Here is a 13,529-nt window from a genome sequence, read left to right as displayed (position 1 = left end):
GTTGGAGTAGCTGGTTTAACCGGGTTGAACTTTAATGGGTTGTTGCTCAAAATAACCCAATGCAGGCTATCGCCTAACTGTCTTTTTTTTATATTGATTAAATGCGTACCAAAAGAAAACTAGCTGCAATTATGTTTACCGACATTGTCGGCTATACCGCCTTGATGGGATCAGATGAGGATAAGGCTTTTGAAGTTTTGGAAAAAAGTCGGGATATTCATATCAAAAGCATCAATCAGTTCAATGGCAAGCTTATCAAAGAAATGGGCGATGGTATGCTGGCTCAATTTGATAGTGCAATTGATTCGGTGTTGTGCGCTATCGAAATACAAAAACAGGCCAGGCAGCAAATCAATGAGAAAATTCGGATCGGATTACATTTGGGTGATATCACTTTTGATCACGAGGATATTTTTGGAGATGGCGTAAATATTGCATCTCGATTACAATCGGCCGCAGAACCCGGAGGTATTTATATATCTGAATCTATCCAGAAATCCATTCGGGCCAAAAGCGCTGTTAAAACGAAATACCTGGGTCAGGTCAAATTAAAAAATGTTGATTATCCGGTAAACACCTATTCCATCGTTGAAGATGGACTACCAATCCCTTCTGCTTCTAAAATAGAGCAACTTAAGGGAAAAAGTCTGTTTTATAAACTTACAAGGTCAATTTATACCTATATCATTCTGTTGCTATTGATAATTGCAAATGGACCCTGGATACGAAATGCCTTCAAAACTGAGGCTGCTCCTATATCATCATTACTAATTTTACCATTTGACAATTTTACCGGCGATGAATCACTGGAATATATTGTGGCAGGCATACATGATGCTTTAATTGGGGATGTGGGAAAAATAAGTGCATTAAGAGTACCTTCTAAACGAACAGCCAATGCCTATCGCAACGTGGAAAAATCAATTCCTCAAATAGCCACTGAGCTCAGTGTTGATGCTGCTGTAGAAACTTCAGTGACCTGTTATGGTGAAAATATTTGTATTCAGGTAAAATTGGTAAGTGCCTTTCCTGAGGAGAAGCAGTTGTGGGTACACGATTTCAACATTGAGAAAGGAGAGCTTTCTAATCTTACCAAAAAAATTGCGAACGAGATTTCCCAGCAAATTCATTTAAATCTGACGCCTCAGGAAGAAAAATTGTTATCTGAATCCAAACCGATAGATCCGGATGCTTATGAAGCTTACCTCAGGGGTATGGGCCATTGGGAGTTAGGTACTAAACCAGACCTTGACCGTGCCATGGATTATTTTCAATTGTCCAGTAAAATTGATCCGAATTATGCCCTGGCTTATTTGGGTATTTCTAGAACTTATTGGGCTTATGTGATGCATGGGTTTTTACCCAATTATGAAGTCTCCGAGAAAGCAGAAGTTGCATGGAATAGGGCCCTGATGCTAGACAGTTCGCTAGTAGAAATTCATGCCAGAATGGCCACCAGATATACCTGGGGAGAGTGGAATTGGAAAAAAGCGGAACAAGAGTTTTTGAAAGCCATTGAATTAAATCCAAACTACGCCTTTTCACAGGCATATTACTCACATTTTTTAGCAATAACGGGTAATCCCGAAATGGGCCTCCCACATAGTGAACTGGCTATGCAGTTAGATCCATTTAATACATTGTATATGTCTATTCATGGACAGGCCCTCAAAAATGCCGGAAAGTTTGATGAAGCTCTTGAATTGTTACAAAAACTATATGAAATAGAACCGGATCAGGGCATTGCACTCCCGGCATTGTGGGCGGTTTATCATGAATTGGGCGATGAGGAAAAGGCGCTCGATATTGCAAAAAGAATATACAAATTGCGGGAAAATGAGTTAGCTTTGAAAGCTATTGATCAAGGCTTTGAAGAAGGCGGGTATAATTTGGCCATGCGGCGTACTGCCGAAATGATGATCTCACGACGCGATTCTATTTATTTTCCTTCATGGCAAATAGCTACACTTTATTGCCGTGCAGATATGAAAGAAGAGGCCTTGGAATGGCTCGAAAAAGCGTATGAAGAACATGACAGCAATATGCCTTACATTAGTGTAGATCCTATTTTTGACTTTATACGTGATGAACCTCGATTTCAGGACCTCCTGAAAAAAATGGACTTGCCTGTATAGAATTCACCTTATTATAAAGAGCTTATACAAATCAGGGTGCACACAAAACCAACTTGCGGGGCATTTTACGGATATTACCTGAGCGCTATAGCCCACTTGTCTTTTTTGTTTACACTGCTTAAATGGAGATGCACATAGTTTTTTTGGTTAAAAACCAAACAACTTAAGGGATAAGTAAAATATTGACGGACACAACAGGCATCCTAATCCTGTGAAAAATGTTGCCGTTAGTGCACCATAGGGCACCAACTTTTCGTCAGTTGCGGCAAGACCAGCTACTACACCACTGGTAGTTCCCAATAATCCTCCAAAGACCATTGCCGAATGTGGGTTGTCCAATTTTATCCTTTTGGCAATCATTGGTGTGGCAATTGTAAGGAAAATGGTTTTTACAATCCCTGTGGCAACGCTAATAGCTATTACTTCCGAACTGGCTCCTAAAGCTGAACCGGTTACCGGACCCACAATATAAGTGCAAGCTCCTGCTCCTATGGTTGCAATGCTTTCGGCATCTGAATAACCTAAGCTGATTGCAATTACTACACCCACAAAAAATGAAACAAATACACCTACGAATAAAGATATAGTACCGGCAAGACCGGCTTGTTTTATTTTGCTGATGTCAGCACCCATTGCGGTTGCAACTACTGCAAAATCCCGTAGCATGGATCCCCCTAGTAAAGCCATACCTGCAAAAATAGAGACGTCAGATATCCCTTTTTTATCACCAAAAAAGGCCAGTGCTAACCCAATGATAACGGCAATGGCAACAGCCGGAATTCTCTTTTGGGTAAAGGTTTTAGATATCCAGGCAGAAAGCAACATGATAACTCCAACAAGAAGAAAGGCAAATATGAGTCCGTTTTTGCCAATGACATCGTTAATGATTTCCATTTTCCCCTTTTAAGATTCTGATTCGTTTTTTCTGCCAATCTTAGCGATAACCGGCACTAAAAACAGACAGACTACCGTAACGCCTATACCGGCAAGAATGGCTATGAACCCCCCGGACACCGCAGCCTTTACATTAAGTGTAGCCGCCATTGCTACTACAATAGGTATGTATATCGAACTCCAGAACCAAATCCCTCTTTCCGATTCCTGAACCAACCATCCTTTTTTTCTCAAATAGATACTTGATAACATCAACAGGAACATGGCAAAACCTACACCACCTATATCACTATTGATATTGATAAGTGCACCTAGCATATTGCCCAGTATTTTCCCCAATAAAAAGCATCCGGCCAAAAGGGCGACTCCATATATTTTCATGTTTCGTTATTTAGTAGTAATGAATAGCTGCTTAATATCGTTTTTAGTAACCTTACCCATAACATTTCTGGGTAGATCATCTTGAATGATATATTTTCTCGGGGTTTTATAGCCGGGTAATTTATCGCTAAGCCATGTTTTCAATTGTTCAATATCTAAATCTTTTGACGCTAAAATAAGGCTGGCACCAATGAGTTCTCCCCATTCGTCATCCGGAATTCCTACCACACCACAATCCTTTATTTTTGGATGCGTTCGTAAAACCTCTTCGATTTCCAATGCCGAAATTTTATACCCTCCAGATTTTATGATGTCAATGGAGTTCCTTCCCAAAATTTTATAACTACCATCATCTAAAACGGCAATATCACCTGATTTGAACCATCCATCAGCAGTAAAGGTATTGGCTGTTTCTTTTGGTTTGTTCCAGTATTCTTTAAATACATTGGCTCCCTTAATTTGAATTTCCCCTTGCATTCCTTCAGCTACTTCCATATCGTTTTCATCTGCCAATCGTATGCTTACTCCGTGCAATGCTTGTCCAATATGACCAGGTTTTCGTTCACCATGGTACGGGTTGCTTATGGCCATTCCCATTTCTGTCATTCCATAACGCTCCAATAAGGTATGCCCGCTTATTTCTTTCCATTGTTCTAAGACGCTTACAGGTAATGCGGCAGATCCAGAAACCATTAATCTGAATGATTTTAGCTGTTCCGAAATTTTTTGTTGGTCTGATTCCGGGAGTTCATTGTAATACGTTATCAATTTAAAATAAATAGTGGGCACGGCCATAAAGACATTGACCTCATTTTTACAAAAAGTATCAAAAACCGCCTTAGCACTAAATTTAGAAAGAAACTCGCAACAAGCCCCGCTCCATAAAGCACAACTTAACATATTAATGATACCATGAACGTGATGTAGCGGAAGTACGTTTAAGACATGGTCGTCTTTATCCCACTCCCACGAAGTTGTTAATGCCGTTATTTGCGTTTCAATATTGTTGTGTGTGGTGACTACACCTTTAGGTGACCCGGTTGTGCCACTGGTGTATAGAATAAGCGCACTACGCTCCATTTGAACGTTGGGTAAACTGCCTTCTTGCTCTTCAAATGTTTCTGATGAGATAAAACGGATGTCGGTTGTATTAAAAAGCGGCTTAAGCAGGTTTTCAAATTCTTTTGAAAAAACTACGGCAGAAGCTTTGGTGTCTTCAAGAATATAGGTGATGGAAGGTAATGGATGTTTTTCGCAAAGTGGGACAGCTATACCACCGGACCTCCAGATCCCCCACTGAATACACGCGTACTGGAAACCCGCAGGAACCAAAAATGCTATTCTAGCCCCGTTTAAATCTTTATTGCCGTTTAATAATTTGATGCCCACACTTTTAGATTCACTTAAAAGCTGGCTGTAGGTATAACTTTGTCCGTTACTTTTTATGGCTATTCTTTCTTTAAATGCAGAAGCGCGATCTATTAATGTTATCATTTACGAAATTATAGATTAAACTGTTTTGTAATAGACTGCCCTATGTACCACATCTGCGATAGCAGTCTGCGAGTTGTGCCTCAGGGCTAAATTCTGCAGAAATATAGTGAAAACCTAGAACAATGGATACCACGCGATTCCTTTACCATGAGTGTCGAAGTATTTAAGCCCTGTAAGGGCTTTGTCACGGTCCACCTGAATCGAGTTTGCCACAGGGTCGCCGATTCATCTGACTTAAAGGAGGTACAGGATTTTACGACTAAAGAGGCAAAAAAATCAGGAAAGGTATTTATGTTCAGTTACATCTGAACTTGATTAGTCCCGTAAAACGTTCGTTTAAAGTACCCTTTCGAATATAGACATTGGATTTGTCATTTTATATTCGATTTTTAAGATGGATAATTTTATAGTTTTCGCACAATTCGTCTATCCCACTAAAGCTTTTTCTGTAATAAAAGGCTGATTGTAATGTCGCTTACCGGTTGCCTTGAACAAGGCATTGGCCACGGCTGCGAAGATAGGAGGGAACATCGGTTCACCCAGGCCAGTAGGGTCAATTTCGTTTTTAATGAAATGAACGTCTATTTCTTTGGGTGATTCACTCATTCTGATCATTCGGTACCTGTCAAAGTTGTTCTTTTGTGGTATACCTTCATTAAAGGTCAGTTCTCCGTAGAGTGCATTCCCTATACCATCAACAATACCACCTTCGACCATATTGACCGCTGAATCCGGATTGACAACGATTCCACAGTCGATGGCACAAGTGACTTTTTGTACCAAAGGCATACCATTTTCAATGACTATATCCAGTACCTGTGCTGCATAGGAATTATGACAAAAGTAAGCTGATACACCACGATGGATACCAGGGTCTGATTTGCCCCAATTGGATTTCTCCTTCACCAGTTTTATTACCTCGGCATAGCGTTCTGCCTCATAATCGTTATTTTCACCTACTGGATTTTTATTGGCGCGATCAAGTAATTCCAATCTGAAATCGATGGGATCTTTTCCGGCAGCCTCTGCTACTTCATCCAAGAATGATTGTTCCGCACTTGCCATAAAATTGGATCGCGGTGCTCTGAAGGACCCTACTGTTAGATTAGAATCAATGGTCCAATCCTCGGCCAGGTAATTTTCAACCGCACCGGCCGGGAAGCGGTTTGCTGCCAAAGGGCTTTCAGGTATTCCACCGGCCTTCACATGGAAAGCGATGAGGTTATTTTCGGAATCAAGACCCGCCCGGAATTTGGCATGATAAGCAGGGCGATAGATGCCATCGGTCATATCATCTTCCCGGGTATAGATTAATTTGACAGGGGCGTTCATCTTTTTGGAGATGAGTGCAGCTTCTATCAACCAGTGGGCGTAGGATCTTCGGCCGTAGCCACCCCCTAATCGTGTCATTTTTATATCGATATTCTCCACGGGCATACCCAGTCTTGAAGATAATGCCTGTTCCGTTAATTCGGGTTTTTGCAGAGGTCCTATAAGTTCAGCCTTAGTATCGTTCACATCGGCAAAAAAGTTCATAGGCTCCATACAATTGTGGGCAAGGAATGGGGCTGTAAAGGTACTTTCCACAATCTTTGCCGCACGTTTGAATGCCGCATCGGGGTCTCCATCCTTACGGCGCAATTCCCCTGGTTTGGCCGCCATTGCTTCCATTTGGGCGTAATGATCATTCGTGCTTTCAAGTCCTGCAGGGGTAGTTTCCTTGTATTTTCTACCAAACCTGTCCCGCGACTCGGTTGAACTCTCTATAGGTTCACATTCTATTTTCAGGGCTTTTTTGGCATTCATCACCTCCCAGGTAGAGTTCCCTACTATCACGGCCACCTCGTTGAAGGTACGTGTATCGAAGAACGTCTTTTCGTAGCCATCATTAAATACTTTGACCGTAAATACATCCTTTATCCCGGGCATGTTCCTGGCAACTGAGTCGTCTACCGATTTCAGTTTCAACCCAAACGCAGGAGGGTGAACTATCATGGCAATAAGCATGCCCTCCCGATGCGTGTCCATTCCAAATAATGGCTGTCCGGTTACAATTTTTGGCCCATCTACATTCTTGCGTGAAGTACCAATAATCTTAAAGTTGTTTACATCCTTTAGTTCAACTTCCTCGGGGACTTCAATTTGTGCTGCGGCCGAAGCCATTTCTCCGTATCCTACAGATTTACCACTTGATTCGTGGAGAAGCTTGCCTGCATTGGTGGTAATTTCTTCTACGGGTACTTGCCAAGCTTGGGCAGCTGCCTTTCGAAGCATTTGCCGTGCTGTTGCTCCTGCCATTCTTAGACCTGGCCAGCCTCGTCGAATGGCCTGGCTGCCACCTATAAATTGGAAACTGTACAGATCAGTATTCAAGGGTGCTTGTTCCACAATAACATCGTTCCAATCAATATCAAGTTCGTCGGCAACGATCATGGGCATTGAGGTCTTTACGTTCTGACCGCCTTCAGGATTGGGTGACATAATCGTTACCAGTCCGTTGTCCCCGATCTTCAAAAAACCGTTTAGTTTGAACCATTCTTTGGGTAAAGTTGAGATTTCCTCAGGGGTCAATTTACAGGAAATCAGCCAATTGAAGCTCAACAGCATTCCGCCACCTGCTAGTGAAGTAGTTTTTATAAAGGAACGTCTTCCGATTTTTGTTTTTGCTAATGACATAGAATACCCAGTTTTTTTATAAGATTAACCTAAGACTTGTTTTTTTGTAATAAACGGCTGATGATAATGCCGTTGACCTGTAGCCTTGTATAAGGCATTGGCCAACGCTCCGAAAATAGGTGGAAATGGTGGTTCTCCCATTCCGGTCGGTGCTATTTCGTTTTGTACAAAATGAACGTCTATCCTTTTGGGAGCATCTGCCATTCGGATCATTTGATATTGGTCAAAATTCTTCTTTTGGGGCACACCATCCCGAAAGGTCAATTCCCCATAAAAGGCATTTCCAATGCCATCAATTATGGCTCCTTCAGCCATGTTTTTAGCTGCATCGGGATTCACCACGATTCCACAATCAATGGCACAACAGACGTTCTGTACTACGGGTTTGCCATTCTCATTGGTTAAATCCAAGACATGTGCTGCATAGGAATTATGACAGAAATAGGCCGATACGCCCCTATGAACGTTGGCTTTGTTCTCTCCCCACGCTGCTTTTTCGCGAAGCAATTCCAAAACTCCCGCATACCGCTCCGCATCATAATCATTTTCTTCGCCTACGGGGTTTTCCTTAGCTCGTTTAAGAAGTTCCAATCGAAATTCGATGGGGTCTTTGCCAGCGGCTTCTGCCACTTCATCCAAAAAGGCTTGTTCGGCACCGGCCATGAAATTGGAACGTGGTGCACGAAACGCACCAATGGTTATATTGCTATCAATGGACCATTCCTCAGCCATATAATTTTCAATCGCTCCGGCCGGAAATCGATTGGCGAACAAAGGGCTTTCAGGAATACCGCCTGCTTTCACATGTAAGGCAGTCAAATTGTTGTTTTCATCCAAAGCCGCACGGTAGGTCGCATGATAAGTAGGGCGATATATTCCATTTGTCATATCGTCCTCCCGAGTATATATCAACTTTATTGGGGCATTTACTTTTTGGGAAATCAAAGCTGCTTCGACTACATAGTGGGCATAAGCTTTGCGACCAAAACCACCACCCATACGGGGCATTTCCATTTCAATATTTTCTGCTGGAATACCCAGGCTGCTGGCAATCGTGGGAACAATCAATGAAGGAATCTGAATTGGTGCCGCAATCTTCACTTTATCCCCGATTACATGTGCAAAAGCGTTCAACGGCTCCATGGAATTATGTGCAAGGTAAGGTGCGGAATAACTTCTTTCTATAATTTTGGGAGCATTATTGAAAGCTGCCTCAGGATTACCGTCTTTACGAACCAGTTTTCCTTTTTTGGATGCCAATTCTTCAATTTTGGCCATATGGGATTCTGTAGATTCAAGGCCAGCAGGAATATTTCTTGTTTCTTTTCCCCTAAATCCACTAATAGTTTCGGTTTGGGCGGCAATAGGCTTCCAATTCACTTTTAATTGTTTCTTGGCCTGCATCACTTCCCATGTGGAGTTGCCTACTATTGCCACAAGTTCAGGAAAGGCATTGGTATCGAAACCGCCTTTTTCAAATCCATCCTTAAAACTTTTAATAGTCACTACATCCTTGATGCCGGGCATGGCTTTTACGGCTGTGCCATCTACCGATTCCAAGGTCATACCGAAAGCGGGAGGATGTTCGATCATAGCGATAAGCATACCCTCTTTTTGATAATCGGATCCGAACATGGCTTGGCCTGTAGCAATAGCTTTGGCATCTACATTTTTTATAGACTTACCAATAAGTGTAAAGTCCTTGATTTCTTTCAATTTCACCTCTTCGGGCACGGGCAACTGAGCAGCAGCCGAAGCCATTTCCCCGTAGCCAGCTGAATTTCCTGAGGTTTCATGGCTCAAAATACCTTCGAGGGTCTTGATTTCAGAAGCTGGAACCTGCCAAGCCATGGCAGCGGCTTCTTTCAACATATGCCTGGCCGTTGCTCCTGCCATTCGAAGGGGTTCCCATCTTCTTCTAATTCCTTGGCTGCCACCGGTGAATTGAAAACCATATTTTTCGGGGTGATAGGGAGCTTGTTCAACGAGAACGTTTTTCCAATCCAAGTCCAATTCCTCTGCAATCAACATGGGCATGGAGGTTCTGATATTTTGCCCGAATTCGGGATTGGGCGTATAAATGGTGACCAGACCATTGTCACCAATTTTCAGGTAGGAGTTTATCTCGAACCATTCATTAGGCATTTCTATAGACGCCATTTCTTTGGCTTGTTCAGGCTTACAAGCATTTAAGATACTAAAGCCCAATACAAGGCCCCCACTGGCGAGACTGGTGTTCTTGATGAAGGCACGTCTTCCGATTTTTGTTTTTATGAATGTCATAGTTATGGCTTTAGGAGTTATTACTTTCAGCAGCTAGTTGAACGGCTTTTTTTATTCGGGTATACGTTCCGCATCGGCAGATGTTACCATTCATGGCCATCTCGATTTCTGAATCGGACGGATTAGGATTCTGTTCCAACAATGCAGCTGCGGTCATGATTTGTCCCGTCTGGCAGTATCCACATTGCGGAACGTCTACCTCCAACCATGCTTTTTGAACCGGATGATCCGCATTTTCAGAAAGTCCCTCAATCGTAGTGACCTCTTGATTGCCCACAGCAGATACGGTAAGCACACAAGCCCTAACCGCTATACCACTTAAATGAATAGTGCAAGAACCACATTGTGCAATCCCGCAACCATACTTTGTTCCGACCAGTTTAAGATGATCCCGTAGTACCCAAAGCATAGGTGTGTTGGGATCAACGTCCACCGTTTGTTTTTTTCCGTTGATGTTTAAGTTGAATACTGCCATGATTTCTAATGATTTGTTTAAAGTTATTGATTTTGTTGGAATCCTATCGCTTATGAGGTAATGGATTTATTAAAAAAAATGTTAATTCTTATTGCCTTATGGCTTGTTTTTCAACAGTTTGATTTCACCCAACCATTTTTCAACCTGCTTTTCCGCTTCATTTTTGTTAGCCCCCTTAATCGCAAGATAAATTCCATCTCTCTCACTGCCACCTGTTATGGAAAATCCTTTGAGGACATTACTGTCGGGACAAAGTTCCTTGACCTTTTCAAAGCTGTTGCCCAAACCATAACCACCGTGAGTGTTAAAGGGGATCACGCTCTTTCCCGACAGGTTATTATTATACAAAAAACTTTTCATGGGCGGGGGCAGTTGCATACCCCATGTTGGGAATCCCACGAAAATGGTATTGTATCTGGTCATATCAACTTTTGTTTTTAAAGGAGGCAAAAATCCAGTTTCATTTTCATGTGCCACCTGTTTTACAATGGCATCATAATTATCGGGGTAGGGATTTTCCAATTCCAAGGCCACCAAATCACCACCAACTTTTTGATGTATGATTTCCGCAAGGACTTTGGTGTTGTTTGTGCGGGATAGGTAGATGATTAGCGTCCTTTCGGAACTTTGGCAATTTCCTATCTGACTGAACCTTTCCTCCTCCAAATCGGCTAAGCCAAGGCAAATAAATAGACACAATGTGTAGACCGCAAATTTCATGATTTCGAATTATTCTAATCTCTGGTGAGGAGTTTACTAAAGGTCAAGTCGGCCAATTTCCAATGGCTATTCTCTTTTACATAGACTTCTGTCACCATAAAAGGGTTGGTGACCTCATTACTGCCAACCACGGCCAAGAGCGTAATTCGATTCCAAACAATAACCGTGTTTTCGTTCAAAACTTCTACCATGACTTCGTGTACATCGGCATTTTTGTAATGGATGAATCCGTTTCTAATGATGTCCACCTCCCGGTCTTTTCCCCAGGTACCGCCCATATGGACGAATTTGGCCTTGTCATGGAAAAGTACGGCAAGGCTATCTGCATTTTTATCGGCCATCCACTGCCATTTTTGTTTGGATAGTTCGGTAATTTCCTTTTCGATGCCCGAGGGTTGTGCCAAGGTTACTTGTCCACCTATTAAGACGAATAGGATTCCAAATACTGTAGCCTTAATATTCATGTTTTCTGAGGTTTTCACATTTTGTTAATGTTCAATTTCATGGGTGTCCCTAACACTGCTAAAGGTCAGGTCCAGCAACTTCCAACCGTCCCCTTCCTTTTGATAAAATTCCGTTACGGTAAATTCATTTTTAACGTCATTTCCCCTTACATGGGCGGTAAGCGTAATGCGGTTCCAAAGCACCGCGGTGTCGTCTCCAAAAACTTCAACGGCAACATCGTGGACATCCGCATTTTTGTACCATATACTTCCAGTTTTTATGATTTCCAGCTCCCTGTCCTTTTTCCAGGAACCGCTCATGTGTACAAATTTTGATTTGTCATGGAAAAGGGATGCCAGTTTGTCCACATCCTTGTCTGCCATCCATTGCCATTTTTGTTTTGAGAGTTCTTTAATTTCTTCTTCAATATTGGCACTTTGTGCGAAAGATGGAAGGCCAATTGCTACTAAAAGTATTCCGAATAATAGTTTTTTCATTTTTAAGTGTTTAATAGTTACTAATGGATATTTTTATTTTTAGACCTTATAGTTAAAGTTCTTTATGTAGTCTATAAATATTTACTTCTCAAACTTATGGAATATTTAGGACAGATCAGTTACCCTATTTACTGAATTAGCTACCATTTTTAATGATTTTGATGCGCTATATGGTTTATTTACAAAACATTAATTAAATTCGGAAAAATGAAAACGTCTATGTCCTCCACTAAAGATTTGGTAAAGGTCGATGATTACTGCTCCAAATTCAATCTGTCAACCTTGCACCCATTGGTCAGTGTGCATGATTTATCGGAAGGAACCTGGGAGGGGCAGGAACATGCTGATGCCGTACGGTATCATTTTTACGGTATTTTTCTTAAACAGGGGGAGGGCTGTATTTTGAAATATGGTCGTCAGAACTATGATTACCAGGATGGTACATTGGTATTTCTAGCACCCGGACAATTGGTTCATGTAGGGCACATCGACAAGAATTTTAAACCTTCCGGTCATGCGCTTTTATTTCATCCTGATTTGCTTTGGGGTACCCACTTGGCTAAAACAATGACCGATTACACTTTTTTTTCCTATCAATTTCATGAAGCACTTCATGTTTCCGAAAAGGAGAGACAATTGGTGTTAGACTTATTTGATAAAATACGTGCAGAACTATCCCAGGGAATAGACAAGCACAGTAAAGAGCTCGTCATTGTGAATATTGAGCTCTTTTTGAAATACTGTATGCGATTCTATGATCGGCAGTTCATTACAAGGGAAAAGGAAAACCTAGGCGTTATCCAACGGTTTGAAAATTCCTTGAATTCCTATATACAAACAGGAAAAGCCAGGGAGTTGGGAATACCTTCGGTAAGTTATTTTGCGGAGGAACAAAACCTGTCCTCCAATTATTTCGGTGACCTTGTCAAAAAGGAAACCGGAAAAAGTGCCCATGATCATATTCAGGCTAAAATCATCGAAGTGGCCAAGGAAAAAATCTTTGACCCCGATAAATCTTTAAGTCAGATTGCCTACGAGCTTGGATTCAGATATCCACAGCACTTTACCCGTCTCTTCAAAAATAAAGTGGGGTATACGCCTAATGAATATAGGAGGATGAATTAAACCCGGCAGAGGTTGTCGCCTGTGTGTCTTTTATGTTTCCACTGCTTTAGTGCCTGGCAGCACTTCGCTCTAAAAACAAAAAATCCAACCACTTTCGTGATTGGATTCTCCTGGTTGGGCTTCGCCAACCAAGTTCATCTTTGATAAACGTAGTTGATGTTGCAGGATTACCTGCGGTGATCCTTAAGGGGGTTGTTGCTCAACTAAAAGCCAGAACGCTCCCGCGTTCTGTTGCTTTTTTGTTTTCATTTCACTTTCAAAGCTTCGCCTTGAGCTCATTCAAACAAAAAAGCCAGACAAGAATGTCTGGCTTTTGTTGGTCGGGGTGGCAGGATTACCTGCGGTGATCCTTAAGGGGGTTGTTGCTCAACTAAAAGCCAGAACGCTCCCGCGTTCTGTTGCTTT

11 protein-coding genes are annotated in these 13,529 nt (G+C 41.9%); 2 read left to right on the top strand and 9 right to left on the bottom strand.

Annotation, left to right across the window (positions count from 1 at the left end; genetic code table 11):
* Nucleotides 1-101 precede the first annotated feature (101 nt).
* Complete coding sequence (locus Q0874_RS11365; protein ID WP_299163284.1) at nt 102-2,135, top strand: adenylate/guanylate cyclase domain-containing protein; 2,034 nt, start codon at nt 102-104, stop codon at nt 2,133-2,135.
* Nucleotides 2,136-2,282: 147 nt separating this feature from the next.
* Here the strand turns inward: Q0874_RS11365 and madM are convergent, their stop codons facing one another.
* The 9 genes from madM to Q0874_RS11320 form a co-directional block, all read right to left on the bottom strand.
* Nucleotides 2,283-3,029: a malonate transporter subunit MadM gene (gene madM / locus Q0874_RS11360; protein ID WP_299163282.1), complete on the bottom strand. Its 747-nt coding sequence runs from the start codon at nt 3,027-3,029 to the stop codon at nt 2,283-2,285.
* Between the two features lie 9 nt (nt 3,030-3,038).
* Nucleotides 3,039-3,410: a malonate transporter subunit MadL gene (madL, locus tag Q0874_RS11355; protein WP_299163279.1), complete on the bottom strand. Its 372-nt coding sequence runs from the start codon at nt 3,408-3,410 to the stop codon at nt 3,039-3,041.
* Between the two features lie 6 nt (nt 3,411-3,416).
* Complete coding sequence (locus Q0874_RS11350) at nt 3,417-4,904, bottom strand: acyl-CoA synthetase (protein WP_299163276.1); 1,488 nt, start codon at nt 4,902-4,904, stop codon at nt 3,417-3,419.
* A gap of 426 nt (nt 4,905-5,330) precedes the next feature.
* A complete protein-coding gene (locus Q0874_RS11345; protein WP_299163273.1) occupies nt 5,331-7,580 on the bottom strand; it encodes a molybdopterin cofactor-binding domain-containing protein in 2,250 nt (749 codons plus the stop codon).
* Between the two features lie 24 nt (nt 7,581-7,604).
* Nucleotides 7,605-9,863, bottom strand: a complete 2,259-nt coding sequence (locus tag Q0874_RS11340) for a molybdopterin cofactor-binding domain-containing protein (protein ID WP_299163271.1) — start codon at nt 9,861-9,863, stop codon at nt 7,605-7,607.
* Between the two features lie 10 nt (nt 9,864-9,873).
* Entirely contained in the window at nt 9,874-10,338 is a 465-nt protein-coding gene (locus Q0874_RS11335; RefSeq protein ID WP_299163269.1) for a (2Fe-2S)-binding protein, read from the bottom strand.
* A 96-nt stretch (nt 10,339-10,434) separates the two neighbouring features.
* Nucleotides 10,435-11,058: a flavodoxin gene (locus tag Q0874_RS11330; protein WP_299163266.1), complete on the bottom strand. Its 624-nt coding sequence runs from the start codon at nt 11,056-11,058 to the stop codon at nt 10,435-10,437.
* A gap of 14 nt (nt 11,059-11,072) precedes the next feature.
* Entirely contained in the window at nt 11,073-11,522 is a 450-nt protein-coding gene (locus Q0874_RS11325; RefSeq protein WP_299163264.1) for a nuclear transport factor 2 family protein, read from the bottom strand.
* 24 nt (nt 11,523-11,546) lie between these two features.
* Complete coding sequence (locus Q0874_RS11320; protein WP_299163262.1) at nt 11,547-11,999, bottom strand: nuclear transport factor 2 family protein; 453 nt, start codon at nt 11,997-11,999, stop codon at nt 11,547-11,549.
* Between the two features lie 207 nt (nt 12,000-12,206).
* Here Q0874_RS11320 and Q0874_RS11315 point away from each other — a divergent pair, with 207 nt between their 5' ends.
* Nucleotides 12,207-13,124: a helix-turn-helix domain-containing protein gene (locus Q0874_RS11315; RefSeq protein WP_299163259.1), complete on the top strand. Its 918-nt coding sequence runs from the start codon at nt 12,207-12,209 to the stop codon at nt 13,122-13,124.
* Nucleotides 13,125-13,529: the final 405 nt, after the last annotated feature.

The organism is uncultured Eudoraea sp. (assembly GCF_947490415.1).
GTDB lineage: Bacteria > Bacteroidota > Bacteroidia > Flavobacteriales > Flavobacteriaceae > Eudoraea.
The sequence above is the reverse complement of the archived record's forward strand: the minus strand, read 5'-3'. Positions and strand labels throughout refer to the sequence as shown.

Bases quoted from the DNA above. Each gene is read 5' to 3' on its own strand.
- madM (WP_299163282.1), bottom strand. From the start codon at position 3,029: ATGGAAATCATTAACGATGTCATTGGCAAAAACGGACTCATATTTGCC.
- Q0874_RS11320 (WP_299163262.1), bottom strand. From the start codon at position 11,999: ATGAAAAAACTATTATTCGGAATACTTTTAGTAGCAATTGGCCTTCCA.
- Q0874_RS11340 (WP_299163271.1), bottom strand. From the start codon at position 9,863: ATGACATTCATAAAAACAAAAATCGGAAGACGTGCCTTCATCAAGAAC.
- Q0874_RS11325 (WP_299163264.1), bottom strand. From the start codon at position 11,522: ATGAATATTAAGGCTACAGTATTTGGAATCCTATTCGTCTTAATAGGT.
- madL (WP_299163279.1), bottom strand. From the start codon at position 3,410: ATGAAAATATATGGAGTCGCCCTTTTGGCCGGATGCTTTTTATTGGGG.
- Q0874_RS11365 (WP_299163284.1), top strand. From the start codon at position 102: ATGCGTACCAAAAGAAAACTAGCTGCAATTATGTTTACCGACATTGTC.
- Q0874_RS11330 (WP_299163266.1), bottom strand. From the start codon at position 11,058: ATGAAATTTGCGGTCTACACATTGTGTCTATTTATTTGCCTTGGCTTA.
- Q0874_RS11345 (WP_299163273.1), bottom strand. From the start codon at position 7,580: ATGTCATTAGCAAAAACAAAAATCGGAAGACGTTCCTTTATAAAAACT.
- Q0874_RS11335 (WP_299163269.1), bottom strand. From the start codon at position 10,338: ATGGCAGTATTCAACTTAAACATCAACGGAAAAAAACAAACGGTGGAC.
- Q0874_RS11350 (WP_299163276.1), bottom strand. From the start codon at position 4,904: ATGATAACATTAATAGATCGCGCTTCTGCATTTAAAGAAAGAATAGCC.
- Q0874_RS11315 (WP_299163259.1), top strand. From the start codon at position 12,207: ATGAAAACGTCTATGTCCTCCACTAAAGATTTGGTAAAGGTCGATGAT.